Origin of the sequence: Methanocalculus alkaliphilus (assembly GCF_024170505.1) — an archaeon.
GTDB lineage: Archaea > Halobacteriota > Methanomicrobia > Methanomicrobiales > Methanocorpusculaceae > Methanocalculus > Methanocalculus alkaliphilus.
In genome coordinates, this window is sequence record NZ_JALJYG010000008.1 from 51,873 (window position 1) to 76,467 (window position 24,595).

The 24,595-nt window shown below is 56.0% G+C and carries 29 protein-coding genes; 21 read left to right on the plus strand and 8 right to left on the minus strand.

The window, feature by feature from the left end; all coding sequences use genetic code 11:
• The first annotated feature begins 6 nt into the window (after positions 1 to 6).
• From J2T58_RS07090 to J2T58_RS07155, 14 genes are all read left to right on the plus strand, one after another.
• The gene (locus J2T58_RS07090) at positions 7 to 384 is read left to right on the plus strand and encodes a DUF2073 domain-containing protein (RefSeq protein ID WP_253488415.1); all 378 of its coding nucleotides are present in this window, start codon (positions 7 to 9) and stop codon (positions 382 to 384) included.
• A gap of 7 nt (positions 385 to 391) precedes the next feature.
• On the plus strand, positions 392 to 781 hold the full coding sequence (locus tag J2T58_RS07095; RefSeq protein WP_253488416.1) for a Zn-ribbon domain-containing protein: 390 nt from the start codon (positions 392 to 394) through the stop codon (positions 779 to 781).
• A gap of 220 nt (positions 782 to 1,001) precedes the next feature.
• On the plus strand, positions 1,002 to 2,168 hold the full coding sequence (locus tag J2T58_RS07100; protein ID WP_253488417.1) for a KamA family radical SAM protein: 1,167 nt from the start codon (positions 1,002 to 1,004) through the stop codon (positions 2,166 to 2,168).
• Positions 2,169 to 2,397: 229 nt separating this feature from the next.
• Entirely contained in the window at positions 2,398 to 2,856 is a 459-nt protein-coding gene (locus J2T58_RS07105) for a 30S ribosomal protein S15 (RefSeq protein ID WP_253488418.1), read from the plus strand.
• Positions 2,857 to 2,883: 27 nt separating this feature from the next.
• Complete coding sequence (locus J2T58_RS07110) at positions 2,884 to 4,074, plus strand: DHH family phosphoesterase (RefSeq protein WP_253488419.1); 1,191 nt, start codon at positions 2,884 to 2,886, stop codon at positions 4,072 to 4,074.
• Positions 4,071 to 4,343, plus strand: coding sequence for a KEOPS complex subunit Pcc1 (locus J2T58_RS07115; RefSeq protein ID WP_253488420.1), 273 nt, complete (start codon positions 4,071 to 4,073; stop codon positions 4,341 to 4,343). The genes J2T58_RS07110 and J2T58_RS07115 overlap by 4 nt, the downstream gene beginning before the upstream one ends.
• A gap of 8 nt (positions 4,344 to 4,351) precedes the next feature.
• On the plus strand, positions 4,352 to 4,966 hold the full coding sequence (locus J2T58_RS07120; RefSeq protein ID WP_253488421.1) for a 30S ribosomal protein S3ae: 615 nt from the start codon (positions 4,352 to 4,354) through the stop codon (positions 4,964 to 4,966).
• 54 nt (positions 4,967 to 5,020) lie between these two features.
• Entirely contained in the window at positions 5,021 to 6,256 is a 1,236-nt protein-coding gene (locus J2T58_RS07125; protein ID WP_253488422.1) for a 2,3-bisphosphoglycerate-independent phosphoglycerate mutase, read from the plus strand.
• A 12-nt stretch (positions 6,257 to 6,268) separates the two neighbouring features.
• Positions 6,269 to 7,114, plus strand: coding sequence for a polymer-forming cytoskeletal protein (locus tag J2T58_RS07130; protein ID WP_253488423.1), 846 nt, complete (start codon positions 6,269 to 6,271; stop codon positions 7,112 to 7,114).
• A complete protein-coding gene (locus tag J2T58_RS07135; protein WP_253488424.1) occupies positions 7,111 to 7,947 on the plus strand; it encodes a hypothetical protein in 837 nt (278 codons plus the stop codon). The genes J2T58_RS07130 and J2T58_RS07135 overlap by 4 nt, the downstream gene beginning before the upstream one ends.
• Before the next feature lie 112 nt (positions 7,948 to 8,059).
• Positions 8,060 to 9,166: a radical SAM/SPASM domain-containing protein gene (locus J2T58_RS07140; protein WP_253488425.1), complete on the plus strand. Its 1,107-nt coding sequence runs from the start codon at positions 8,060 to 8,062 to the stop codon at positions 9,164 to 9,166.
• Positions 9,099 to 9,656, plus strand: coding sequence for an AsnC family transcriptional regulator (locus tag J2T58_RS07145; RefSeq protein ID WP_253488426.1), 558 nt, complete (start codon positions 9,099 to 9,101; stop codon positions 9,654 to 9,656). Before J2T58_RS07140 ends, J2T58_RS07145 begins: the two co-directional genes overlap by 68 nt.
• The gene (ahbB, locus tag J2T58_RS07150; protein WP_253488427.1) at positions 9,643 to 10,125 is read left to right on the plus strand and encodes a siroheme decarboxylase subunit beta; all 483 of its coding nucleotides are present in this window, start codon (positions 9,643 to 9,645) and stop codon (positions 10,123 to 10,125) included. The genes J2T58_RS07145 and ahbB overlap by 14 nt, the downstream gene beginning before the upstream one ends.
• Entirely contained in the window at positions 10,122 to 11,303 is a 1,182-nt protein-coding gene (locus tag J2T58_RS07155; protein WP_253488428.1) for a radical SAM/SPASM domain-containing protein, read from the plus strand. Before ahbB ends, J2T58_RS07155 begins: the two co-directional genes overlap by 4 nt.
• A 33-nt stretch (positions 11,304 to 11,336) precedes the next feature.
• Here J2T58_RS07155 and J2T58_RS07160 read toward each other — a convergent pair whose 3' ends face one another.
• From J2T58_RS07160 to J2T58_RS07190, 7 genes are all read right to left on the minus strand, one after another.
• Positions 11,337 to 11,942, minus strand: coding sequence for a CDP-alcohol phosphatidyltransferase family protein (locus tag J2T58_RS07160; RefSeq protein WP_253488429.1), 606 nt, complete (start codon positions 11,940 to 11,942; stop codon positions 11,337 to 11,339).
• Positions 11,939 to 12,454 (minus strand): adenylate kinase family protein, encoded by a 516-nt coding sequence (locus J2T58_RS07165; protein ID WP_253488430.1) that lies wholly within the window; start codon positions 12,452 to 12,454, stop codon positions 11,939 to 11,941. Before J2T58_RS07165 ends, J2T58_RS07160 begins: the two co-directional genes overlap by 4 nt.
• The gene (locus J2T58_RS07170; protein WP_253488431.1) at positions 12,451 to 13,518 is read right to left on the minus strand and encodes a pyridoxal phosphate-dependent aminotransferase; all 1,068 of its coding nucleotides are present in this window, start codon (positions 13,516 to 13,518) and stop codon (positions 12,451 to 12,453) included. The genes J2T58_RS07165 and J2T58_RS07170 overlap by 4 nt, the downstream gene beginning before the upstream one ends.
• Positions 13,490 to 14,623 (minus strand): aspartate aminotransferase family protein, encoded by a 1,134-nt coding sequence (locus tag J2T58_RS07175; protein ID WP_253488432.1) that lies wholly within the window; start codon positions 14,621 to 14,623, stop codon positions 13,490 to 13,492. Before J2T58_RS07175 ends, J2T58_RS07170 begins: the two co-directional genes overlap by 29 nt.
• A gap of 6 nt (positions 14,624 to 14,629) precedes the next feature.
• The gene (gene guaA / locus J2T58_RS07180; protein ID WP_253488433.1) at positions 14,630 to 15,547 is read right to left on the minus strand and encodes a glutamine-hydrolyzing GMP synthase; all 918 of its coding nucleotides are present in this window, start codon (positions 15,545 to 15,547) and stop codon (positions 14,630 to 14,632) included.
• A gap of 4 nt (positions 15,548 to 15,551) precedes the next feature.
• A complete protein-coding gene (gene pyrG, locus J2T58_RS07185; RefSeq protein ID WP_366518457.1) occupies positions 15,552 to 17,138 on the minus strand; it encodes a glutamine hydrolyzing CTP synthase in 1,587 nt (528 codons plus the stop codon).
• 82 nt (positions 17,139 to 17,220) lie between these two features.
• Entirely contained in the window at positions 17,221 to 17,637 is a 417-nt protein-coding gene (locus tag J2T58_RS07190) for a PaaI family thioesterase (RefSeq protein ID WP_253488434.1), read from the minus strand.
• Between the two features lie 88 nt (positions 17,638 to 17,725).
• On the opposite strand from J2T58_RS07190, the gene J2T58_RS07195 reads away from it, so the two are divergent.
• From J2T58_RS07195 to brxD, 6 genes are read left to right on the plus strand one after another with little or no spacing between them, the layout of a single operon-like run.
• Entirely contained in the window at positions 17,726 to 18,397 is a 672-nt protein-coding gene (locus J2T58_RS07195) for a PEGA domain-containing protein (RefSeq protein ID WP_253488435.1), read from the plus strand.
• A 14-nt stretch (positions 18,398 to 18,411) separates the two neighbouring features.
• Positions 18,412 to 18,858 (plus strand): GNAT family N-acetyltransferase, encoded by a 447-nt coding sequence (locus tag J2T58_RS07200; RefSeq protein ID WP_253488436.1) that lies wholly within the window; start codon positions 18,412 to 18,414, stop codon positions 18,856 to 18,858.
• A gap of 47 nt (positions 18,859 to 18,905) precedes the next feature.
• Entirely contained in the window at positions 18,906 to 19,421 is a 516-nt protein-coding gene (locus J2T58_RS07205) for a DJ-1/PfpI family protein (RefSeq protein ID WP_253488437.1), read from the plus strand.
• 4 nt (positions 19,422 to 19,425) lie between these two features.
• On the plus strand, positions 19,426 to 20,121 hold the full coding sequence (locus tag J2T58_RS07210; protein ID WP_253488438.1) for a glycosyltransferase: 696 nt from the start codon (positions 19,426 to 19,428) through the stop codon (positions 20,119 to 20,121).
• Complete coding sequence (locus tag J2T58_RS07215; RefSeq protein ID WP_253488439.1) at positions 20,121 to 21,899, plus strand: tetratricopeptide repeat protein; 1,779 nt, start codon at positions 20,121 to 20,123, stop codon at positions 21,897 to 21,899. The genes J2T58_RS07210 and J2T58_RS07215 overlap by 1 nt, the downstream gene beginning before the upstream one ends.
• Positions 21,880 to 23,175: a BREX system ATP-binding protein BrxD gene (gene brxD, locus J2T58_RS07220; protein WP_253488440.1), complete on the plus strand. Its 1,296-nt coding sequence runs from the start codon at positions 21,880 to 21,882 to the stop codon at positions 23,173 to 23,175. The genes J2T58_RS07215 and brxD overlap by 20 nt, the downstream gene beginning before the upstream one ends.
• 89 nt (positions 23,176 to 23,264) lie before the next feature.
• On the opposite strand, the gene J2T58_RS07225 is transcribed toward brxD, so the two are convergent.
• Positions 23,265 to 23,444, minus strand: a complete 180-nt coding sequence (locus tag J2T58_RS07225) for a hypothetical protein (RefSeq protein WP_253488441.1) — start codon at positions 23,442 to 23,444, stop codon at positions 23,265 to 23,267.
• 224 nt (positions 23,445 to 23,668) lie between these two features.
• On the opposite strand from J2T58_RS07225, the gene J2T58_RS07230 reads away from it, so the two are divergent.
• Positions 23,669 to 24,577, plus strand: coding sequence for a tetratricopeptide repeat protein (locus J2T58_RS07230; protein ID WP_253488442.1), 909 nt, complete (start codon positions 23,669 to 23,671; stop codon positions 24,575 to 24,577).
• Positions 24,578 to 24,595: the final 18 nt, after the last annotated feature.

A 24,595-nucleotide genomic window follows, 5' to 3' on the forward strand; every position in this document is an offset into this window, starting at 1 on the left:
TACGTGATGATACAGGGAGTACAGATAGAACTCATCTCAGCGGATCGCCTCTCAAGCCTCACAACGCTTGAAAAGATCAGGACGATCCTTGACTCTGTAATGCTTGGAAACATCGTCGTGCTTGAGCGTGGACTGAGCCCTGATGAGCAGAGTATGCTCGTTGAGGTGACGATGCGGGAGATTGAGCCGGGTGGCTTTTCCGGGATCGAGATGGAGACCTATCCCGGAAAGGACGCCGCAAAAGGGGGCTTCTTTGCCCGTCTCTTCCATGGAAAAGGACCTGAGGGGAGGATGACGGTCATTGGTCCCGCCGGGCAGCTGAAGATGTTGAAGATAGAGAGGGATCGCCTGGTTGCCTGGGCCTCCCTCTCGTCAGGGAGGTGAAGATCCGATGCCTCACAAATGTACCCAGTGTGGGCGGGAATTTCGGGATGGCTCAACCGAAATTCTCAGGGGGTGTCCAAGCTGTGACGGGAAGAAGTTTCTGTACGTCAGTGAGAGGGTGAGGCATCAGGATGTCCTGAATGAGAAGACGATCGAGGAGATTGCCAGTGAGACGAAAGAGGAGGTTCTTGAGGTTAAGACTCCTGAGAAGAAACATGTCGATTCATATGAGCGGGTCGAGAGCGTCAGGATTGTCGGACCCGGCACGTATGAACTCAATATCGAAAAGCTTGCCTCAACCGATGAACGGGTGATCGGTGTCGGCAAAGACGGGAGTTACGTCGTCGATCTCATCTCGATGTCAAAGTCAAAAGGGAAGAAAGAGAAGCGCAAATAACTTATTAATAGCGCTATTTTTCCATTTAAGGCATTATATAGTCATATTTTTCAGGGTTCCCATATATTTTATATATCTGTAGGTTCTAGTAACAGACAGAATTTTCAACGTTGTAAGACCCGTATCTGCTTGTATACTCTTTGTTGTATATTTCTGATTCGGGCGTTTCCTCTCTGCACCAAAACTGGTGCATGATGCTACCTGTTCCGGAGGTGATCCTGTGAAGACACACTATCTGACATCCGTATCCCAAATTAAAGGTCTCTCGCCAGAAGAGCGGGAGGAGATCGCTGAAACTGAGAGATGGTTCTCATTCAGAGCGACCGACTACTATCTGAACCTGATCGACTGGTCCGATCCATATGATCCGATCCGCAGGATTGTTGTTCCGGATATTGCTGAACTGGAAAAAGACGGGGATCTCGATCCGTCCTCGGAATCCTCCTATACAAAGGCTCCCGGCCTCCAGCATAAATACGCACGAACCGGTCTTTTACTCGTCTCCGATCGGTGCGCAGGGCTCTGCCGGTACTGTTTCAGGAAGCGGCTCTTTGTTGATAGTGCCGATGAGGTTGTCCCTGATATCTCTCTGGGGATTGAGTATATACGCAACCATCCTGAAATAACCAATGTCCTTCTCACCGGCGGAGATCCCCTGATGCTTCCCACCAGGGAGCTCAGAAAGATCATCGAAGAGATCAGATCGATTGATCATGTGAAGATCATCCGCATCGGGAGTAAGATGCCCGCGTACTTCCCGATGAGGATCTCAGGGGATCAGGAGCTCCTCGATCTCCTGGCCGAATATAGCCTTCCCGAGAAGCGGATCTATCTGATGAGCCAGTTCACGCATCCACGGGAGATAACTCCGGAGGCGATGGAGGCGGTCACTGCCCTCCTTGATCATGGTGTGATGATCTTAAACCAGACACCGGTACTCAGGGGCATCAATGATTCTGCGGAGGTGCTTGGGGAACTCTTCCGGACCCTCTCCTTCATCGGGGTCTCTCCATATTACATCTTCCAGTGCAGGCCGACACGTGGGAACAGAACCTATGCCGTTCCGATTGAGGAAGGCTACCGTATCTTTGAGGAGGCACGTGCGACAGCATCAGGGATTGCCAAGCGTGCCCGGTTTGTGATGTCCCATGCGACAGGAAAGATTGAGGTGACTGCCGTAACCAGGGAATTTATCGTGATGAAGTATCATCAGGCGGCTGACCCCGACGAGATGGGGAAGGTCCTCGTCTTCCGGAGAGATCCCTCGGCATACTGGCTGGATGATTATTCTGTTCCTGTGGACAGCTGTGACATCTCTGATCTCAACAACCACACATCCTCGCATATCGTGCGGAAATCATATGGGGTAGACACCGCATCGGAGTAGTGGGTTCTCCCCCACCTTCCGATACCCTTATTCCCTCTTCTGATCAACAAAGTATCCGCACATCATGTGCTGGCTGAGGTAAGTCCGACGTGCTCAAGTAGCACTGCCCTGTACGTGGGCTTGGGATTGCGGCGAGTCAGATACGGCTCTTTTCGTGACTTACGGTGAACGGTATGACCGGACACCTCTGCTATAACCAGCAGGCAGCTACAGAATTTCGAGGTACCATATGGCACGAATGTATGCACGACGGAAGGGATCATCCGGCTCCGTCCGTCCTCACAGGAAGGATGTTCCGGAATGGTTCAACACCGATCTCGCTGAGATCGAGAAGCTGGTCGTCGATATGAGAAAGGACGGTCTCTCAACAGCCGTCATCGGGACGGTTCTCCGTGATAAATACGGGGTTCCTGATGTAAAACTTGCAACAGGGAAGCGTGTTGGTGCAATCCTTGCAGAACACAACATGACCTCTGACATCCCTGAGGATCTCAGAAACCTGATGCAGAAGGCTCTTGGGCTCCGCAAGCACCTTGCAGAGAATAAGAAGGATGTTCATAACAAGCGGCAGCTTCAGCTGACCGAATCGAAGGTCCGGCGTCTCGTCAAATATTATCGGAAGGCAGGCAAACTCCCACAGGAGTGGGTCTACAAACCGGAGACCGCAGAGATTCTCCTCTCAAGATAATCCATGCCACTATCGCCGTCAGCAGATATGCTTGCAGAACATCTGCAATCCCTCGACTTCGTGGAGGTTTGTGCCCACCATGATGCCGATGGTATCGCAGCTGCGGCTATCCTCTGTACGGCGTTATCCCGGTGCCATATTCCGTTTCATCTGAGGGTCCTCCCGGCAATAACCGCGGATCAGGTCCCCCCGGATCGCCCGGTGCTCCTCTGCGACTTCGGTTCGTCATTCCATGATCTGGCTGACTCTGCGATGGTCATCGATCACCATATCCCTCTTTTTACCGGAGAATTCCATGTAAATCCGAGGCTCCATGGGATCGATGGGGATCGTGAACTCTCAACCTCGGGAGCGGCGTACTTTGTTGCGGAGAAGATGGGTGATAATCGTGATCTCGCGGGCCTGGCCCTCCTTGGAGTGATCGGCGATCGCCAGGAGTACTCCGGTCCCAACCGCGAGATCCTCAATCAGGGGATCGGTCATGGGATCATCTCGACGAGGAGGGGCTGCACGCTCCCCGGAAGGGAACTCTTTGAGCGTCTCTTCCTCTCAACAGATCCATATCTTCCGTCCGTAACGGGCAATGAAGATGTCTGCAGGGAACTTGCGGCATCTCCCGAAGCAGATCTCTCTGCTGAGGAGGACCCGCTCTTCCTCTCACGGCTTGTCCTCTCGGTGGGTGATACCGCCTCTGCTGAGGCTCTTCTTCGTATATATGGGGACGCCTACGCTCTTGAGCGCGAGGTTGTGCCTGATGCCCCCACCCTTGCAGCCCTCGTTGATGCCTGCGGAAAATCCGGTCATGGCGGGCTTGCAGCCTCGCTCTGCCTCGGTGACTCCTCCGGGATCCCTGAGGCATGGGACCATTTCAAGGCTTTCCGGGAGAGGATTATTGCGGGTATACGATCCGTCACCTCTCTTGGTGAAGGGTGGTATCGCCTGGATGATCCGGTAGCGGCATCTGATATTGCCGATATCCTCTCTCATGACTGCCTCTCTCATGATCCGATCTTTGTTCTTGTTGATGATGGCGGGATATGCCGGGTTTCTGCCCGTGCTCCGCCTGACAACGGAATAAATCTTGGTGATATTGTGAAGGATGCAGCAGCATATGCCGGAGGAAGCGGTGGTGGACACAACCGGAGGGCAGGAGCGATGATACCACAACAGAATGTGGATGTATTCAGGAAGGCGGTCATGGAGGCGGGTTTCTCATGATGATTGGAAGCGGCAGGATTCGATCCCGCCATTCGGATCCCGGTACTGTTGCAGGGAGCCTCTCACCCGACAATCTCCTTGGTATGGAGATGCGGGTGGATGGTGAGCATGTCGGGATGGTGATCAGGAACAAGCCGATCCGGTCTCTTATCGCATCGGTGGATGATTACCTGATGAACCTCTCCATTGCAGATGGGCTCAGTGACGGGGAGATGAAGACGATGACAGCGGGCAATGGCATGGATCCCACAATTGATGAAGAACAGTAGGTGATACGATGGCAAAGAAGAAGCAGGTTGGACGAAGGGTTGAAGGCTGGAAGGCGAAGAGCTGGTACAAGGTCTATACCCCTGAAATCTTTGGAAAAGTGTATATCGGTGATGTGGTTTCTGCAGATACCACAAACATGATCGGGCGTGTTATGCAGGTCTCATATGGTGAGATCGCCCAGGACTACTCCAAGCAGCATATCAAGATGCAGTTTAAGATCAACCATGTCGCCGGTGACTCGGCATACACCGAGTTTGTCGGCCATGAAGTGACCCGTGACTATCTCCGCTCGCATGTGAAGCGGCGAACCTCCCGGATAGATGCCACGGTGACCCTGAAAGTCCAGGGCGGCCGTGATATCCAGGTGACGCTCACCTGTTTCACCTTAAACCGTGCCAAGGTTTCACAGATCCATGCGATCCGTGGAAAGATGGTAGAGGTTGTCAGGCGCCTTGCTGGCGAGATGGAATATGACTCCTTTGCAAAGGCTGCGGTGAACGGCGATATCTCCCGCGAGATCTTCAAAGAGACCAAGACGATCTTCCCGATCCGCAGGATCGATGTGATCAAGACCGAAGCAGTACGAACTGCTGCTGAGAAGGCCGCGGCAATCGCCGCATAACTTTTTTTTCAAGGGGCATCCTCATAAGAGATCGAGGTGTACCATCTATGCAGGATGACTGCACAGAAGATACTTCTCCTGATTCTTGACGGGATTGCTGATCGCCCCTGTGATGCACTTGATGGAAGGACTCCCCTTCAGGCAGCAGCGACGCCTGTGCTGGATCGACTTGCATCCGAGGGCATCTGCGGTATCATGGATACGATTGCTCCGGGTATCAGGCCCGGGTCGGATACCGCACATCTCAGTCTCCTTGGATACCCTCCAAAACGATACTATACCGGCCGGGGTCCCCTTGAAGCGGAGGGGTGCGGGATACGGATGGAGCCGGGGATGATCGGGTTCCGGGCAAATTTTGCAACACTCGATGATAACGGTGCGATCAGCGATCGCAGGGCGGGCCGGATCCCGTCGACTGCCCCTCTCTGTGAGGCGATCAGGGAGGGTGTGGATCTCTCGGGTTTTGGTGTGGATCTCTTCTTCGAACCTGGTGCGGGTCATCGGGCAGCCCTTGCCCTTCGGGGTGACGGGCTTGGTGCAAATGTGACCTCAAATGATCCAAAGCATGAGGGGTTCCCGCCGCTTCCGATCAGGCCGATGACCGAAGCGGGTTCTGATCAGCATACTGCTGACGTTGCGAATGAATTCCTCCGCCAGTCCCAGGATATTCTTGTGGATCACCCCTTGAACAGGGAGCGGAAAGGCTCCGGTCTTGCCCCTGCAAATGTCGTTCTGATACGTGGTGCCGGGTTGATGGGCCGGTTTGAACCCTTCTCTGAGAAGTGGAAGATGACGGGGAGTGTCATATCCGCAGCGGCGCTCATCTCAGGCATCGGATCTGCAGTCGGGCTTGAAAACATTGAGGTTCCGGGAATCACCGGATCTGCCGACTCGGATCTCGGAGCCAAGATCGCCCGCGCAGAGTCTGAGCTCGAACGGAAAGACTTCGTTCTTGTCAATATCAAAGGGGCCGATGAGTTTGGCCATGATGGCAAGGCTGAGGGCAAGCGTGACTTCATCGAGGTGATCGATGCGGCACTCGCCCCGCTCCTTGCACGGGACGATATCCTGATTGCTCTATGCAGTGATCATACGACTCCGTGCTCGGTGAAGGATCACTCCGGGGATCCCGTCCCCGTGGTCATCCGGGGGCCCGATGTCAGGGTCGATTCGGTGACTGCATTTGATGAGATCTCTGTGGCGTCCGGTGGGCTCTCACGAATCCGGGGCGGAGATCTTATGCCGATCCTCGCCGATCTCATTAATAGATCATCAAAGTATGGTGCATGAGGAGCAGGAAGCATGGATGACGGGGTCACAACTGAGGAGCAGGCTGTTCTGAGGGGATGCATCCTCCCGGATGGAACGGAACTTCAGGAACGGATCTTAAAGGCTCCTGGAGATGTGATCATCGGGGAACACTCGCGGATAGAATACGGCCTCTCGGGAGACGAGATCTTCATCGCGGACTCATGCACTCTGCAGGGTGATATAACAGCAGAAGGCGATCTCCGGATCGGAAACTTCTGTGAGATCGATGGAAACATCATCGCCGGTACTGACGCTTTTATCGGTGAAGGGGTCGTGATCCGGGGGAAGCTCACCGTCACCGGCAATCTCGACATCGGCGACAATGTCACGATAGATAAGGGATTTGAGGCACTGGGTGAGATTGCGGTCAGAAATCCGATGCCGGTGATCCTCTACATCATCCTCTATGTCATGACGATGCTTCGGATTGACCATGAGGAGGAGATCGACCGGTTCATGGAAGAGCTCTCCTCCTATGATGACCGGCCGCTTATCCTGCCCCCCCGCTCTCTTCTCGACCAGTCCAGGCTTGTTGTTCTGATGCCCGTTCAGATCGGATCGTCATGCCGGCTTCATGGACTTATTCATGGGTCGCAGATGACGGTCGGATCGAAGACGACGGTCTTTGGGAGTGTCCGGGGTGATGATTCGGTACTTGTCGAATCCGGGGCGATGATCCATGGGAATGTCGAGGCGGAGAAAGAAGTCCTCATCGAAGAGGGTGTCCGTATCCTCGGCAATGTCGAAGGCACGCGGGTGACGATGGATGAGGATGCCACCGTCGAAGGGGTTATCCGGTCAAGCGGAGGCCTGACGATCAGGAGAAAGAAGAAATGAATGTTGCGGAGATTTTTGAGGTTCCGGAAGTATCGTTTGTTGAACCATCATTTGGATATCTTGCCGGGACGGAGGCACTCCCTGATCTCTTCTCCCTCTCGGCTGTGGAAGGGTCTGCCCGTCTTCTCATCGATACCGGGGATGAGCCGATGGCACTTGCCCTCTCAACAGATGGCCTGACCTGGTGGGCGACATCCTGTCTGTACCGGGATCTGACGGCAGCGGAGGTGGACTGCTTTGATACGGTAGGGGGAGATCTCTACCAGATTGAACGGAAGATCTTTGAACGGGCTCTTCGACGCTCATTTTCTGAAGAGATTACAACAGCCGTCCATCCTGCGTTTGAGGATCTTCCTCCAGACCGGATCGGGAAGCTGGAGTCGCTCATTCACGAGGTCTTTGGATCAACCGGGAGCGGCCCCTGTATTGACTGCTGCTGTGGCTCAGGGATCGGATCTGCCATCCTCAGGGGGATGGGGATGGAACCGCTCGCCTATGATAATGATCCTGCACTCATCGCCCGCGGCCTCCTCGCCGGGCGGCTCGATCCCGAGGGGACACTTCTGATCGATGGGAGGTCGGCAGATATCTTCCTTCCACAGACGAGCAGGGGCCTTGGGATCATGCTTGGCGAGATACACTCATTTGAGTCAGGTCTGTGGGAGGAGATCGTCAGTGTCCTCTTTGATCTCTGTGATGAGGTGCTGATCACCGTCGGGACGGAACGGGAGTCACAGCTCATCGTCGAATGGGGCGATGCCTTCGACCGGGCCATCGATGTCTTTGAGAATGAACGTGACCCGATCTATGATCGATGGGTCTGTGTCGGGTGAGATATCCCCGGAAGATGCCTTTTTTTGCATTCAGCCTTTCATGATCTCCTGATTTGTTGTCTGTATCGCAATCTATATCTTCTCTATCGGCACGATTAAGATACGAGGGAGTATGGGTTTGAAACAGCATGAGACCGTGAAGAGAGGATCTGATCCCCCCCGTCTCATCTCATGGAATATCACGCTCAGATGCCCGCTGAAGTGCGCCCACTGCTATGTTGATGCTGGTGCGACTGAGCCTGATGACGTCCTCACAACAGATGAGGCCGAAGGTGTCATCGATCAGATCTGTGACGTCGGATCCCCGATTTTGATCCTGAGCGGTGGTGAACCCCTCCTCAGGGAAGACATCCTCAGGATCATCAGATACGGAACCGGCAGAGGTCTCAGGATGGTCATGGGAACCTCCGGGTATGGGCTGGATCCGCAGATGGCAGAGGATCTGAAGGAAGCGGGGCTGAAGGCTGCTGCGATCAGCATCGACTCGACAGATCCCTCTCTCCATGATGCGTTTAGGGGGGTGGATGGTGCATGGGAGCAGGCGGTTGCAGCAATACGGAACTGCCGTGATGCCGGGATCGGTGTTCAGATCAATATGACGGTGATGCGGCCGTCGCTGGATGAGGTTGATGCCGTCATCAGGATGGGGAGAGAGATGGGCGTCACCGATTATCATATCTTCTTCCCTGTGCATACGGGGCGTGGAGAGGGGATCGCCCCCCAAAATCCCCTGGAGTATGAGTCAATGATAGCAGATATCCTCAGGCGGTATGAGAAGAGCGGCCTCTCGGTCAGACCGACCTGTGCACCGCAGTTCCGGCGTATCGCAGAGGAGCATGGTATCAGTGATGGCGGCTGGGGGCGTGGCTGCCTTGCCGGGATCTCATACTGCAGGATCTATGCGACCGGAGAGGTGACGCCATGCCCGTATCTCCCGGTGAGTGCAGGAAATCTGAGGGAGATGACCTTTTCTGATATCTGGATGGGCTCTCCACTCTTTGCCCGGCTCCGCGATCCGGATCAGCTCACTGGCAGGTGCGGTATGTGTGGGTACAGAACGATCTGCGGTGGCTGCCGGGCACGGGCCTATGCAGGAACACGGAATGTCTCCACACGATGGTGCGACGGCCTCCGTCATCCTGAGGCGGCTGATGGCGATCCCACCAGTGAAGATCCCTGGTGCCCGTATATTCCGGCGGGGTGGTCCGATACAGACTGATGTGCAGGTCGATCAGATCGATCTCCTCATCCTTGATGCTCTTCAGGAGGATCTTCCCCTGGTTCCCCGCCCGTTTGAGATGATCGCTGATCGGATCGGGATTTCCTCTGCCGATCTCCTCCGGCGTACAGAACGCCTCCGGGAGATGGGGATCGTTCGCGGGATTACGCCTGTCCTTGAGTCCCGAAGCCTCGGTCTTCATGCAGGTACCCTCGTCGGCCTCCATGTACCGGATGATAAGGCCGAGGAAACGATTGGGATCATCAACAGTTACCCGGAGATCTCCCATAATTACCGGCGCGAGCATCACTATTCTCTCTGGTTTACCATCTCCGCTCCGACGGGTGAGCGTCTCTCCCGGATACTTGGCGAGATACAGGAAAAGGCATCCATCCCGGATGAGGATATCCTTAATCTCCCGACGATCCGGTCGTATAAAATAGATGTCCGGTTCGACTGCCGGACGGAGGATGCAGATGGATCAGAATGATCGCAGGCTCATCATCGAGCTTGAGAAGGGAATTGCCTTAACCCATGAGCCGTTTGCTGCAATCGGGTTACGGCTTGGTATCGCTGAGGATGAGGTGATCCTCCGGATCCGCCGCCTCCGGGCAGACGGGGTCATCCGGAAGATACGTGCCCGGATCAACCAGCGGAAGATTGGGATCATGGCAAATGCCCTTGTTGCATGGAAGCCTCCGGAGGAGTGGACCGGTTATGAGGCACTCGCATCCCAACCTGGTGTTTCACATTGTTACCTCAGGGAACCGGTACCGGGGAGGTGGGAATATACAGTGTATACCGTTCATCATAAACGGACAAGGGATGAAGTATATGACGAGGTCAGGACCATTGCAGACGAGATCGGAATCAGAGACTATCGTGTTCTCTTCAGTACTGAAGAGCTCAAGCGCACCCCTGCTGTCCGGATTAATGATAGTACGGGGGATCTGAGATGAACCGCATCACCCAGTGTATGCATGGGAGGGGAACCGTCAGCGATCTCCACCGGCATGGTTCGGGGAGGAAGCCCCGGCATCTTGCGTTCTCCGGGATGAACCGCCCGGTCATCTTCTGGAACCTGACAAATGCGTGTAATCTGCAATGTATCCACTGCTACAGCGGGTCAGATATGGCTGACGAGAATGAGCTTTCAACAGATGAAGCACGTCGGGTTATCGATGATCTTGCTGTTGCGGGTGTCCCCCTTATCCTCTTTACCGGGGGGGAGCCCCTCCTCCGCCATGATATCTTTGAGCTTGCGGGATATGCCCGGGAGAAGGGATTATCAATCGCTCTTTCATCGAATGGAACTCTGATCGATGCGACATGTGCCAGACGGATCAAGGAGAGCGGGATCTCGTATGTCGGGATCTCCCTTGACGGAGCAGATGCAGCGACTCATAACCGGTTCCGGGGATCAGATGACGCATTTGAACGGACGACCGCGGCATTTGCCCATTGCCTGGATGCCGGGCTCAGGTGCGGTGTCCGTGTCACCCTCACCCGGGAGAATCTCGGAGAACTTGAACCTCTCATCGATCTCGCAGCCGATCTTGGCGCATCCCGGTTCTGCCTGTACTGGCTTGTTCCCACCGGGCGGGGGATCGACGGGTATGACCGGCTGCAGCTTGACGGCGGCCAGGTGATTGATGCATTAAATCTTCTGTACAGGAAGGCAAAGGAGATCGATCCCGCAGAGATGGAGTTTCTGACCGTTGATGCTCCACAGGATGCGATCCATCTCCTCGCCTCGATGCGGCGGGATGAATCGCCCGATCTCCCTGATGCCGAACGGCTCGTCGCCTCACTTAACGGTGGCTGTAGTGCGGGGACGAAGGTTGCAAACATTGACCACCTGGGGGATATCTATCCCTGCCAGTTTGCCCGATCGGAGACCTTCCGTATCGGGAATATCCGGAAAACCCCGTTTGCAGCGATCTGGGATGACGATACCAACCCGGTCCTGCGGCTCTTCCGGACCCCCCCGGCCGCGTATACGGGAAGATGCGGATCGTGCAGCCATCAGGTCCTCTGTGGAGGGGGATGCCGGGTGCGGGCGTATATGAAAAATGGTGAGTTTTTTGCCGAGGATCCCTTCTGCTTCATCAGCGGGAATGGGGATTCTCCGATATGAATGGGGGCTATCCCCCTTTCGCAAAGAATTTCTCTATTTTGTTCTGTTCAGTTCCCGCCAGACATGCATAAACCGCTGGATTGCGGTGATATGTCCGAGGACTCCAAAGAGGAGGAGCATTATCCCAAGATAGGTCCATGTGAAGAGGCCGGCCGGGAAGAGGATGTCAGCAATGCCTGCAAGGAGGATCAGGACGAGCCGGTCGGCACGCCCGAGGAGACCGCCATAGTATCTTCCGACACCGACCGCCTGTGCCTGTGTTCCAAGATATGAGGACATCAGCACGCCGGTGAGTGCAAAGACCCCGATCTCCCAGGAGGCAAACCCTCCGGCGAAGATCCCGATGATGATGAGAATATCGGCATATCTGTCAAGGACATGGTCGAGAAAGTCCCCGGTCATCCCTGCCGATCCGAGCTCCCGTGCGATAGCACCATCGATTGCATCAAAGAAGGCATTAATGGCGACAAAGAGGACACCGATCCCTATCTCCCGGTACCAGAAGGCGGTCCCTGCAACCATCGCCGCCAGAAGGGCAAGAACAGTACAGCTGTTGGGTGTCAGCCCAACCCGTATCGAGAGGCGTGCAACCGGACGTACTATCCCGGTCAGGTGAGGGCGGAGTTGATCCAGGGTCATGGCATCCGGTTCACGAGGTAGTCGGACCAGTCGCACATGCCATGTGATGGTGTTGCCCTGTCGGCGAGGACATCCATGACACAATTGGCGACCGTCCCGCTATCGATATCTGTCGTCTCGAACTCATAAATCACTTCTGATTCAAATGCCTCGAATGCCTCGATCAATATAGTATCGAGGGCCTCGGCGAGGGCATTTTCCAGAGCCTTCTCTTCTGAGTATCCCCGTGTGATCAGCCGCTTGAAAAGGACGTCGGGATTGCAGCGAAGGATAACGATACGGTCGCAGGGGAGGAGGTGGGCAAGGTGTCCCTCGACAACCCCGTCAAAAGGGGTAAATTCCTCAGCCCAGCGTTCCTCATCGATGATCCTGGTATCACGATCCGGATCAGATCCGATGATATACGGTTCGATGGTATCGTTTATCCGGATCACCGGGACACCCCGCTCCCTGAGGATATCAGCGACGGTCGTCTTTCCGGTACCGGGCACGCCGGTCAGGCCGAGCATCATAGGGATCGGATCGCCTCAAGGAATCGTTCGCATTCCCAGTCTTCCCCGATACTGACCCTGATGAACGTCTCTCCAAGGCCCGGGAAGCTGTCGCATGACCGTACCAGCACACCTTTCCCTGCAAGGTGTTTAACCGCTTCTTTTGAAGATATGGGGTCTGTATCGATGAGGACGAAGTTGGCGCCACCCGGAACAACGGGATAGGGTATCGTCTCTTCAAAGATCGTCCGCCAGCGTCGTACATGAGCGATGAACCGTCCCGCATAGCCGGGATCGGAGAGGGCGCCGACCGCCGCTGCCGCCGATACCATATTCAGGGCAAATGGTGTTGCGGCAGCATGGTAGCATGGTGCATACCAGTCAGGTACAAAGGCATATCCGATCCGAAGACCGGCAAGACCATGGACTTTTGACATCGTCCGGCCGATAATAAGGTTCTCATATTCGGAGAGGAGCTGGATATAGTCTCTATCAGAAAACTCGACATACGCATTGTCAAGGAAGAGGATCCCCTCTATCTCATCGAGGATGGCTGCGATATCCGCGGGTTCGGTGACGGTCCCGGTCGGATTGTTCGGGGAGCAGATGAAGGAGAGTTTCGCCTCCCTGGCGGTATCAATGAAGGTCTCCGTATCCACCTGGTAATCAGAGGTTCGGGGAACATGCCTGATGCTTCCGCCCTGAGCCTGGACGGCCAGATCATAAAAGGAGAAGGTCGGTGAGGCGATGGCAACAAGGTCGCCGGGCGAGACGAGTGTCCGCACCACCGTCTCGATGACCCCGTCCATTCCGGATCCGGTGACGGTCGGCGACCATCCATGGACCGCTTCAAGCATCGCTGTGAGTGTATCATGGCTGCTGTCGGGGTACCTGTTTACAGAGAGGAGGGCCTCAGATGCCATCGCGAGGGCTTTCTCTGAAGGGGGGAAGGGGTTTTCGTTTGAGGCGAGCTGTGCCACCTCATCAAACCCATACTCAGCAGCGATATCCCGGGCCTTTTGGGCGAAGACATAGCCGCCCCCCAGGTAGCAGTCTCTAACTGCAGATCTCGGTGAGGACCTCATTGATGACACCTGTTGCCCGATCGATCTCGGCTTCGGTGATGATGAGCGGTGGAACGAGCCTGAGATTGCCGTCTGCGGCACAGTTGACGATGATACCCTTCTCAGCACATCGCGCCTGGACCTCCGGGCATTTCTCTCCGACCGTGATCCCGATCATCAGGCCGCGAACCCGTGGGTTCCACCTGGCGAGCCCTTCCCTGAACCGCTCCCCTTTTGCAGCGATATTGGGCAGGAGTGGTTCGATGACGTCGATCGTCGCCATACCGGCGGCGGATGCGAGGGGCCCTCCTGCAAAGGTGCTCCCGTGCTCGCTCTTTTTGAAGGCAAGCCCTTCCCGTGCGACGATAGCTCCGACAGGGAACCCTGATCCAAGCCCTTTTGCAAGGGAGACGATATCAGGCATCGCCCTCGTCTGATGCATTGCAAGCCAGGTGCCTGTCCGCCCCATCCCGGTCTGCACCTCGTCTGCGATGAGGAGGGCGCCCTTCTCGTCACAGATCTCCCGTACACCTTCGATGAATCCTTCCGGTGGGATGATGATTCCTGCCTCCCCCTGGATCGGCTCAAGGAGGACAGCGGCGGTATCCGTATCGACAGCAGCACGAAGCCCCTCGAGATCGCCAAATTCGACGAAGCTGCACTTCGGCTCAAGCGGCTCAAACGGTTCACGGATACCGGGCTTATGCGTCACGGCAAGTGATCCGAGTGTCCTGCCATGGAACCCATGGGTGAAGGAGACCGCCTTCGTCCGCTTTGTTGCCAGACGTGCCAGTTTGAGCGCTGCCTCATTTGCCTCAGCACCAGAGTTGGTGAAGAAGACCTGCGAGAGGCCGGTGACCTCTGCAAGTCTTTTTGCAAACTCTGCCTGTCCTGGGACATAGTAGAGGTTTGAACAATGGATCAGCTCATGGGCCTGCCGACAGAGTGCCTGCACCACAGTCTCATGGCAGTGACCGGTACTGCAGACTGCAATACCTGCAACGAGATCGAGGTACTCGTTTCCGTCATCATCCCATACCGTGCATCCCTTTCCTCTCCGGATCATCATCGTCCGGGAGAATGCCGGCATATAGTACTCTGCATCAAGCTTCCGATAATCGCTCATGTCATCTCACTCGTACTCGATTGTGGCAGGTGGCTTTCCGGTGATGTCATAGACGACCCGTGCGACATCCGGGATCTCGGATGTGATCCGGGATGATATCCGTTCCAGTGTCTCATAGGGGAGCCTGAGGGGATCGGCGGTCATCCCATCCCTTGAGTTGACTGCACGAACGGCGACGATCCATCCATGGAGCCTGACATCCCCCTTCACCCCGGTTCCAAGGCCGATGAGTGCGGCAAAGCATTGCCATGGGCTGTATTTTTCGATCAGTTCATCCTCAACGATATGGTTCGCCTCACGGATGATCGCGACCTTCTCGGGGGTGACCTCTCCAAGAACCCGCACCGCAAGGCCGGGTCCGGGGAACGGCATCCTGTGCTGGATCTCAGGCGGGAGGCCGAGTGCTCCTGCAACGACACGGACCTCATCCTTATAGAGATCCCGCAGCGGCTCGATGACACCTTTGAATCTGATATCAAGAGGCATCCCGCCGACGTTGTGATGGCTTTTGATACCGCCCTCACTCTCGATACGATCAGGATAGATCGTCCCCTGAAGGAGATATTCCGCCCCGGTAGCGACCGCTTCCTTCTCAAAGATCCGAATGAAGCGCTCCCCAATGGCTTTCCTCTTCTCTTCAGGGTCGATGATCCCTTCCAGTGCCGCGAAGAACTCAGCGGAGGCATCAACGGTCTTTAAGTTGATTGAGCCGAAGAGCTGCCTGATCCGGGCACTCTCCCCCTTTCTCATAAGGCCTGTATCCACATAGATTGGAATGAGGCGGTCGCCGATTGCCCGTGCTGCAAGTGCCGCACAGACCGAGCTGTCAACACCGCCGGAGAGTGCCATGACAACATGCCCGTCTCCTGCGGCTTTGCGTATCTCCTCTACTGATTCTTCGATGAACTTTTGTGCATTTACCATATGGTCACCTCTCTGCTGTCTTCTTCTCTGCCATACAGGCCTTCACAAACCCGATGAAGGGAGGTGAAGGGCGGGTTGGCCGTGATCTGAACTCAGGGTGGAACTGGGTTGCAAAGAAGAATGGATGATCCGGGATCTCCAGTATTTCCATCCTGTCGCCATTCCTCCCCGAGAAGATGAGCCCCTTCTCCTCAAGGAGGGGGATGTATTCAGGATTGACCTCGTATCTGTGTCGATGCCGCTCTGTGATCTCACCTGTTCCATAGAGCTTCTCTGCAAGTGTCCCTGCTTTGATGGAGATTGGGTAGTCTCCAAGACGCATCGTCCCACCGAGATCGACCTCCCCCTCCTGTTCGGGGAGGATCATGATGACATGGGTCCCATCCCCCATCTCCTCGCTCGTCGCATCCGGTATCGTTGCACAGTGCCGTGCATACTCGATGACGGATAGCTGAAACCCGAGGCAGAGGCCGAGAAGGGGTATCCTCTTCTCACGGGCACACCGGATCGCCTCAATCTTTCCTTCGATCCCCCGCGTTCCGAATCCGCCGGGGATGAGGATGCCATCAACCTCGCTCAGGACTCCGTTGGTACAGTCTTCGGCATCGATCCACCGGATGTTCACCTCGGTCGAGAGGGATCGCCCGGCATGTTTGAGCGCCTCCTTGATGCTGATATAGACATCCTCGATGCCGTATTTGGTGACGATGGCAACGGTGATACGATGGAGATACTCTCGCGTGACGAGCCGGTACCAGTCATTTGATGGCTCGTGAACCTCCAGCCTGAGGAGATCGGTGAGGACATCCGCAAGCCCCTCCTTCTCAAGCTCCATCGGGACCTGGTAGGTATCCGGTGCCGTTGTTGCACTGATGACCGCCTGCTGCGGGACATCGCAGAAGGCTGATATCTTCCTCTTTGTATTTGATCCGATGGGGAGATCGCTTCTGCCGACGATGATATCAGGGTAGAGCCCGAGTTCCCTGAGTGCCTTGACCGAGTGCTGGGTCGGCTTCGTCTTGAGGTCCCCCATGGTGTCGGCGGGGACGAGGGTGACGTGAATCAGGACAAAGTCGCCTGGTGCGGCTTCACCATGCATCTGCCGAACCGCCTCAAGGAACGGCATGCTCTCGATATCGCCGACCGTCCCTCCGACCTCGACGATGCAGGCATCTGCTGGCCCCTCGCTCCCTCTCCAGCTCTCTGCAGCCTCTTTGATCTGGCACTTGATCATATCGGTGATATGCGGAATGATCTGCACCGTCTCTCCAAGATAGTCGCCCCGTCGCTCCTTCTCAATGACGGTCCGGTAGACCTTTCCTGTGGTGATGTTATGATCATTGGTCAGCTCGATATCCATGAACCGCTCATAGTTCCCAAGATCGAGATCGACCTCGGCACCATCACGGAGGACGAAGACCTCGCCGTGCTGAGCAGGATTCATGGTGCCCGCATCGATATTGAGATAGGGATCGATCTTCACTGCTGTGACGATGTACCCTCTGTTCTTCAGAATTCGCCCAATCGAGGCGGCGGTGATCCCTTTTCCAAGACCACTCATCACCCCTCCGGTAACAACAATATACTTCACAGAGAACCCCGCTTTATACCCGTCTCGTCTGTATAACTATTATCCTTCGCATCATTTGAGGAAAGAGATGTATATCTGCTTCTTAATGGGGAGAGACGATCGCAAACGAAGCGGTCGTCTTTGCAAGGAGTTCGCCGGATCCATCCCCCCTCCTCACCTCGCCTTCCATAAAGGCAACTTTCCGCCCACGCCGGATAACCCATCCGCGCGCGATGACGGTCCCCTCCCGTGCCCCTCTGAGGAAACTGGTCGTCTCGGAGATGGTGGCGATCCCCTCCCCTTCCGAGAGGAGTGTGTAGAGGGCAAGTGCCATTGCTTCATCGGCGAGGGCGACGAATATCCCTCCCTGGAGCCACCCGACCCCGTTATGCATCGTCGGTTGAACGTCCATTGAGAGTTCTGCTCTGCCATCACCAAACGAGATGACAGAGACCCCCATCGTCCTGAAGAAGGGGTTGGCCATGTCTGAATCTTCCCTGAGCCGTCTGATATAATCCATCGAATACAGATTCCATCAGGTGCCCTTAAAGATTGCCCATGGTATAGTTTATATCAGAATAGATTCCTTGAAAAGATGAGGGAAACAGATGGTTTCTATAAAGAACTGGATGGTACTTTTCATCGCAGTTGCGATGATCCTCCCTGCCGCGTCGGCGATGACAGGACCGATCGGCGGGGATAAGGCATGGTTCAAAGTATATAGTAATGTGGATGGTGCCCACGTCTACTTTGATGGAGAATACATGGGGGATATTGTAAATGGCGAGCTTTATGTCCCTGTTTACTCTACAGCAACCCCTGTCTCAGGCTACAGGGTGGAGAAGGATGGATATACGACGTTCTATGATGACATCCATCATCATCCTATACAGGGAGAGGTATTCGATCTCTATGCAACCCTGCAGCCGGCACAGCCCCCTGCCCCTATTGGTGGGAGTACCGGATACTACACAGTCTATGCCAATGTCGATGGTGCGAGCGTCTACTTTGATAATGAGTACAAAGGGACCATATCGAATGGTGAGCTGACCACCCAGGTCTATGTCACCGCAACCCCCTATCAGACGTACCGTGTCTCCAAGGCGGGATACTCCGACTTCACCAGCCAGATCACCGACTGGCCGGCAGCCGGCGAGACCGTGAAGCTCCATGCAACCCTTCAGCAGCAGCCTGAGCCGGCCCCGTCTCCGGTCTCTCTCCTGACGGTTCTTGCAGCGTTTGCAGGAATTGCCCTGATCCTTTCCAGAAGGAAGGATTAAGATCCCTTTTTTGTATGGTTGTTATTCGTGGCTTTGAAGAGCCGGATTTTGATCAGGTTGTCGCCCTTGAGATGGCCGGATCGGGGTCTGTGTATGGCGCCTCGGTCTTCATCAGGCAGATGCAGGCATTGGCGGGGGAGACATTCTTTGTATCTTCCATAGACAATCAGATCGCCGGGTATACAATCGGCTCTCTCGTCTCAGGCGCTCCTGAGAAGGGCTGGATCCTCCGGCTCCAGGTGGCTGAGCCGTACCGGAGACGAGGTATCGGACGAATGCTTCTCCAGCGCCTCCACGAAGAATTCGGGAATATGGATCTCCGGGAGCTCTTCCTCTCGGTATCTCCGGCAAACAGCCGGGCCCTTCCACTGTACCTCTCGTTTGGTTATGAGGAGGTTGCATACCGGACAGAATACTTCGGATCCGGCGAGGACCGGCTCATCCTGAGAAGGCGGTTCTGATACGTATAAGAAAACCCTTAATGGCATTGTTCCCGATACCTTACTGTATGAAACTCCTGATAGCTGTTGCACCTGACCGGTTCCGTGATGAGGAACTGAGTGAGCCACTGAAGATCTTTAATGCCGAGGGGATCGAGGTCGTCATCGGATCGACACAGACCGGGGAATGCCTCGGGATGCTTGGGGATCGGGTGGAGGCGACGGTCACCTTCGCTGATGTTGTTGCGGATGATTATGACGGTATCGTCATCATCGGCGGGATCGGATCACAGGACTTCCTCTGGAGCAGTGTTGAGCTCGTCGGGCTTGTAAAGGACTTGTATGAGGGTGGAAAGGTCGTCTCTGCAATATGCCTCTCCCCCGCGATCCTCGGGATTGCAGGTGTCCTGAACGGGCGTCGGGCAACCTTCTTCGCAAGCCCGGCATCAAACCGGGTGATGGACGAGGCCGGTGCGATCATCTCAAAGGATCCGGTTGTGACCGACGGAATGATCGTGACCGCAAACGGGCCCGGTGCTGCAAAAGCTTTTGGCGAAGCGGTTGTTGCTGCATTGAAACAGTAATTCCATGCCACCGGTCGAAGAGAGGGATTGCAGCCTTATCATCCCTGCATATAACGAGGAGGAGAGGATCCAGGCCTTCCTCCGTGATCTCCTGACCTTTGATGGAGAGGTGATCATCGTTGCCGACGGGACGGATAGTACAGCGGATATCGTCGCTGCGTTTCTTCGCAGCTACCCTGATCGGGATATCCGGTGCCTCTCGTTTGCTACCCGTCTTGGAAAGGGCGGGGGTACCATCGCCGGAATGAAGGCTGCCACCCGCTCCTGCATCGGGTTTTGTGATGCTGATGGATCGACATCGGTTGCGGAGATGAAGCGGCTCTTCTCACGACTCGAATCTGCGGATGTTGTCATCGGATCGCGCTGGCTTGCGGGGTCGGTCATCCCGGTCCGTCAGGGTATTCTTCGACGGTTCCAGAGCAGGCTCTTTAACCTGATCATCCGGCTCCTCTTTGGGCTTGCGTATTCTGATACCCAGTGCGGTGCGAAGGTCTTCCGGGCCGGGGTTCTGGCTGCGGTCCTTGATGAGGTCGCTTCGACCGGATTTGAGTTTGATGTCGAGCTCCTCTGGAGGGCGGAGATGGCGGGATATATCATCATGGAGGAGCCTATCGAGTGGAGTGATCGTGGCGGCTCGAGTGTCGGGCTGAAGGATGCCCTGATGATGCTGCTTGGACTTCTTCGGATCAGGGTTCAATAATGAGCGGTGAGATCGACACACTGGAGCGGGCGTTTCATCTCCATGAGGCAGGGATGTTTGAGGAGTCGCTCGCCCTCTGTCAGGGGAGGAGCGATCCTGCGTATGATATCCTTGCAGCAGAGAACCTCGCCTCGCTTGGACGACTTGATGAAGCGAAGGCGGCCTATAGTGATCTTATCCGATCGGTTCCTGGTTCGGCCCGCCTCCACCGGGGTCTTGGCCGGGTGCTGGAGCTCCAGGGTGATGCATCCGCGTTCAGGGAGTACATGGCGGCGGTCCGGCTCGATCCTGGTGATCGCCATGCCCTCACCAGGTACGCCGCCCTCCTGACAGAGAGAGGGGATCACCGGGCTGCCATCCCTGTCCTGAAGACCCTCCTCCGGCAGCGTAAGGATCTCTCCGCTCTCCATCCCCTCATCACCTCCCTCATCGCCATCGGTGAGGGGGAGGAGGCGATTGCCGTCTGTACACAGTACGGATCCTGCGAGGACGACCATCATCTCTCTATCAGGGCGCTCATCGCCTGCAGGCGGTACGAGGAGGCGGCAGCACTCGCCGGAAAGGCATCTGCCGCTGATCCGCTCCTTCGCCGCCTCTGGCTCTCCTCCCTTGCAAAGATCCGTCCTGGTGAGGCATATACCAGGTACCGGGAGGTCCTCGATGGTATCTGGGATCCGGAACTCGCCTTTGAAGCGGCTCTTCTGGCAAAGCAGCTTGGATACCTGGATGAGGCGGGGGATCTCCTCCAGCAGCTCCTTGCAGATGCCTATGATCCCATCTACCATCTGACATTCTGTGATCTGCTGGTACGTGAGGGATCGATGGAGCAGGCATCAGGTGAGTTCTCACGACTCGTCTCATCGCAGCTTGGGGCGCTTGAGGATCCCGAATCCCTGATCCTGATCATCAGGAAATATATCCGGTTCCTCCTCTCGTGGAAGCCTGAGAAGGAGGTGGTGAAACTGGTGAGCGATCTCCTTGCACCACATCCCACATGGTTCTGCCTCATCCCGCTTGGTGAGATGTATGAGCAGCTTGGGGATCATGTGGCTGCACGGGATGCCTGGTACCGGGGGTACCGGAGTGATTATATCCGGGGCGGACTTGCCTATGCGGCCTATCTTGTTCGTGCCGGTGATGAGCGGGAGAGTGAGAAGGTGATGCTCTATATTCTTTCCCATCTCTCAAAAGTACAGGATCTTGAGATGGTGGCGGGTGCCATCGTCCACGGCGAGGAGAAGCTGTACCGGAAGAGGCGGATCTCCTCGTCGCTTCAGCAGCGGTTACTGAAGGATCTCCCGTCGCTGAGTGCGGATGGGAGGGAGATCCTCGCCGTCACCTCACTCTATGCTGCATCCGGTGCCCTTGATGGCGGGGATTACCAGGCTTGCAAGGAGCATTGTTTAACGGGTCTGGATGTGATGCCCTGCTATCCCTCCTCGATTCGGATCGAGGACTTCATCCCGCTCCTCAGTTTTGCAAAGGAGCATGCACTGACCGAGGATCCGGTGATGCTTCGGAGAGGCGGGGAGGAGAAGGAGGAAGAGGTCTCTCTTGCAGCGCTTCTCAACCTGGATGAGCGGGAGGAGCAGGTCGTTGACTTTATCCGGACGCATACGGAGACGAATGAGATGGAACTTCGGACCCTTCTTGGGACACGGAGGGTTGCCGGAATCATCAACGGGATTATCCGGAAAGCCGGAGATGCCGGGCTTTCCATTATAGAACGACGTGGGATGTCAGAACATGGTGAGGTCTATGCCTGGATTGGAACGTGAACGGGAGAGCGATCTGAGGCTTGCGAGTGTGGGGATCATCAATGCCCTCCGGAGGGGGACGGTTCCGGCATCCGGGCTTGAACGGCTGGCTGTTGGGATCGATGCAGAGGAGCGGGTGATCGCCGGTCAGCTCGATTATGTGGCGACCGGCCGGTCCGATCTGAAGTTCGTCCGGGGCGATTATGGGAGCGGCAAGACCTTCTTCGTCTGCCGGGCTCTTGAGATAGCCCGATCGAGCGGTTTTGTCACCTCTCATCTGGTCATCTCCCCTGATACCCCGCTGCATAAGCTTGCATCAATGTATGGTGCTATCATCGGCGGTCTGAGGACGGAGGCTGGGGAGCGGGCGCTCAAGTCGATCATCGACTCATGGATCTACCGGGTCGAGGAGCGGCTGATCGCGGTCGGCGGAGATGAGGATGAGGAGAAGCTTGAGCAGGAGACATCCGCCGAGATCGAGTCCCTCCTCCTCCGCATCTCCGAGGAGAACAGCGGGCTTGCCGCTGCGGTGCGGACATACTATCATGCGAACAACCGGTGCGACTTCGCCGTTGCCCAGGCGGCCCTCGGCTGGATCGCCGGGGAAGGGACCGTCGGCCGGGCTTTCAAGTCCGAGGCAGGCGTGAAGGGGGCCGTGGATGAGGGGACTGCCCTCCCCTTCCTCCGGGGGATCACCCGGATCATCGTCCAGGCCGGGTACCGGGGCCTGGCAATCGCCATCGATGAGACCGAGACGGCCCAGGGGTCGTCCCGCCCCCTCCGGGAGAAGGGATACGTGAATCTCCGGCGGATCGTGGATGCGGTCGATCGGAACGAGTCTCCGCATACCTTCTTCCTCTTCACCGGAACCCCGTCCTTCTTTGAAGGGTCAAAGGGGATCCGATCCCTCCCCCCGCTCTATGATCGTCTCCAGCTGATCGGGGATGACGGGTTTGCCAATCCCCTCCAGACCCAGATCGTCCTCGCACGGTTCGATGAGAAGCGGCTTGAGGCGGTTGCCTCAAAGGTCGTCGAGATCTATGGCGAGGCATACGGAGAGGTTGACCGGAGCCGGGTGAATCTCCGGTTCATCAGGGCGATGATCACCCGGGTCACCTCCCGGTTCGGGGGCAGGGTCGATGTCATCCCCCGGATCTTCCTCCGGGAGTTTGTGGATATCCTTGATAAATGTGCATTACATGAGGAGTATGATCCGATGCAGAAGTACCGGTTCGAGGGGGGATCGGAGACGGATGTCACGGAGGAGGAACGGGCGGTGATGGAGGTTGCGTGGTGAGGGGCACCTCCTCCCCGCTCAACAGGATGCGGTCTCCCTGCCTACCTATGATGACTTCTCATAAGATGGGCTAAGAGTCGCATTGTACCCTATTCGCCACCCGTTTGCACCATGACATGATCATCGCCGAGATCACGCATGATGTCGCGAAGAGTACGATACCGGCCGGCTTTGATAGCCTCCTCGCTCACTTTGAGGCCATCAATCTCCTCTTGGGAGAGGGTTTCATCATCATACGCTGCGTCTGCGAGGCGATCAATGACGTTCATTGGCATAAAAAATAGGGATGCTATGGTTGGTTATACATTGTGGTTGGGTGTCATTGCGTTTATTGAGGTGATTATGGCGAATGGTGGGTACATGATGCACTTGAATCTGTCAGGATATCAACCCGGTGAACAATCCGACTTTTTCCAGAATCCAACCCTCAGCAAGCGGAGCATTTAATAATTTCAGCGCACTGGATATTGTAGAAAAAACCCGATCCACAACCATGCCACTCTTTGACTTCCTCAGAAAAAGCGACTTCAACAAAGGTGTCGAGCTCTCTTTAGCCGGCCGGTATGACGAAGCGCTTGCCTTATTTGATCGCTCTCTTGCCCGACACCCCGGCCATGCCGATACCTGGCACAACCGGGGTGCTGCACTGAGCAATCTCGGCCGCCATACCGACGCGATCGAGTCTTATGATATGGCGCTTACGCTTGAGCCCGGCCATTGTCCGGCATGGATCAACCGGGGCAATGCCCTTGAGGCGGCCGGCCGGCATGAGGAGGCGATCGAATCCTATGACCGGGCACTGGCGATCAATCCGAAGCATGCAGGTGCCTGGAATGACCGTGGGCTGGCACTGGGTGCCCTTGGGCGGTATGACGAGGCTCTTGACGCCTTTGATCAGGCGGTCCATCATGATGCCGGGTTTGCACTGGGATGGACCAACCGGGGCCATGCCCTTGAGCTAATGGGGCGGCATGAGGAGGCGCTCGACTCGTATGATCGGGCACTGGCAATCGAGACCCGGTATGTGGATGCATGGTCTCTCCGTGGAGCACTCCTCTATGCCCTCGGCAGATATGAGGAGGCGGTTGAATCATGTGATCGGGCGATAGCTATCTACCCGGAGTTCTGCCATGCATGGTATCTCCGGGGCTCTGCCCTCGATGCCCTCGGGAAGCATGCAGAAGCGATTGAATCATGGGAGAAGCTGATCACCTTTGATACAGCAGCCCGGTTTCAATGGTACTACCGGGGGCTGGCGCTCGCCCGGCTTGGACGGTACGTGGAGGCAGGCCAGGCCTATGAGAAAGCACGTGAGAGCCCGCGGCTCTGCATTCTTGATCCCGGCGATGAGGAGATCCGGGAGGCAGAGGAGAGGGGCGTCATCAGGAAGGGGGAGTCCTAAATGGGGCTTCTTTCGTCC

Coding starts and splice junctions, on each gene's coding strand:
- J2T58_RS07090 (WP_253488415.1), top strand. CDS start 7: ATGATACAGGGAGTACAGATAGAACTCATCTCAGCGGATCGCCTCTCA.
- J2T58_RS07095 (WP_253488416.1), top strand. CDS start 392: ATGCCTCACAAATGTACCCAGTGTGGGCGGGAATTTCGGGATGGCTCA.
- J2T58_RS07105 (WP_253488418.1), top strand. CDS start 2,398: ATGGCACGAATGTATGCACGACGGAAGGGATCATCCGGCTCCGTCCGT.
- J2T58_RS07110 (WP_253488419.1), top strand. CDS start 2,884: ATGCTTGCAGAACATCTGCAATCCCTCGACTTCGTGGAGGTTTGTGCC.
- J2T58_RS07115 (WP_253488420.1), top strand. CDS start 4,071: ATGATGATTGGAAGCGGCAGGATTCGATCCCGCCATTCGGATCCCGGT.
- J2T58_RS07120 (WP_253488421.1), top strand. CDS start 4,352: ATGGCAAAGAAGAAGCAGGTTGGACGAAGGGTTGAAGGCTGGAAGGCG.
- J2T58_RS07125 (WP_253488422.1), top strand. CDS start 5,021: ATGACTGCACAGAAGATACTTCTCCTGATTCTTGACGGGATTGCTGAT.
- J2T58_RS07130 (WP_253488423.1), top strand. CDS start 6,269: ATGGATGACGGGGTCACAACTGAGGAGCAGGCTGTTCTGAGGGGATGC.
- J2T58_RS07135 (WP_253488424.1), top strand. CDS start 7,111: ATGAATGTTGCGGAGATTTTTGAGGTTCCGGAAGTATCGTTTGTTGAA.
- J2T58_RS07140 (WP_253488425.1), top strand. CDS start 8,060: ATGGGTTTGAAACAGCATGAGACCGTGAAGAGAGGATCTGATCCCCCC.
- J2T58_RS07145 (WP_253488426.1), top strand. CDS start 9,099: ATGGCGATCCCACCAGTGAAGATCCCTGGTGCCCGTATATTCCGGCGG.
- ahbB (WP_253488427.1), top strand. CDS start 9,643: ATGGATCAGAATGATCGCAGGCTCATCATCGAGCTTGAGAAGGGAATT.
- J2T58_RS07155 (WP_253488428.1), top strand. CDS start 10,122: ATGAACCGCATCACCCAGTGTATGCATGGGAGGGGAACCGTCAGCGAT.
- J2T58_RS07160 (WP_253488429.1), bottom strand. CDS start 11,942: ATGACCCTGGATCAACTCCGCCCTCACCTGACCGGGATAGTACGTCCG.
- J2T58_RS07165 (WP_253488430.1), bottom strand. CDS start 12,454: ATGATGCTCGGCCTGACCGGCGTGCCCGGTACCGGAAAGACGACCGTC.
- J2T58_RS07170 (WP_253488431.1), bottom strand. CDS start 13,518: ATGAGGTCCTCACCGAGATCTGCAGTTAGAGACTGCTACCTGGGGGGC.
- J2T58_RS07175 (WP_253488432.1), bottom strand. CDS start 14,623: ATGAGCGATTATCGGAAGCTTGATGCAGAGTACTATATGCCGGCATTC.
- guaA (WP_253488433.1), bottom strand. CDS start 15,547: ATGGTAAATGCACAAAAGTTCATCGAAGAATCAGTAGAGGAGATACGC.
- J2T58_RS07190 (WP_253488434.1), bottom strand. CDS start 17,637: ATGGATTATATCAGACGGCTCAGGGAAGATTCAGACATGGCCAACCCC.
- J2T58_RS07195 (WP_253488435.1), top strand. CDS start 17,726: ATGGTTTCTATAAAGAACTGGATGGTACTTTTCATCGCAGTTGCGATG.
- J2T58_RS07200 (WP_253488436.1), top strand. CDS start 18,412: ATGGTTGTTATTCGTGGCTTTGAAGAGCCGGATTTTGATCAGGTTGTC.
- J2T58_RS07205 (WP_253488437.1), top strand. CDS start 18,906: ATGAAACTCCTGATAGCTGTTGCACCTGACCGGTTCCGTGATGAGGAA.
- J2T58_RS07210 (WP_253488438.1), top strand. CDS start 19,426: ATGCCACCGGTCGAAGAGAGGGATTGCAGCCTTATCATCCCTGCATAT.
- J2T58_RS07215 (WP_253488439.1), top strand. CDS start 20,121: ATGAGCGGTGAGATCGACACACTGGAGCGGGCGTTTCATCTCCATGAG.
- brxD (WP_253488440.1), top strand. CDS start 21,880: ATGCCTGGATTGGAACGTGAACGGGAGAGCGATCTGAGGCTTGCGAGT.
- J2T58_RS07225 (WP_253488441.1), bottom strand. CDS start 23,444: ATGAACGTCATTGATCGCCTCGCAGACGCAGCGTATGATGATGAAACC.
- J2T58_RS07230 (WP_253488442.1), top strand. CDS start 23,669: ATGCCACTCTTTGACTTCCTCAGAAAAAGCGACTTCAACAAAGGTGTC.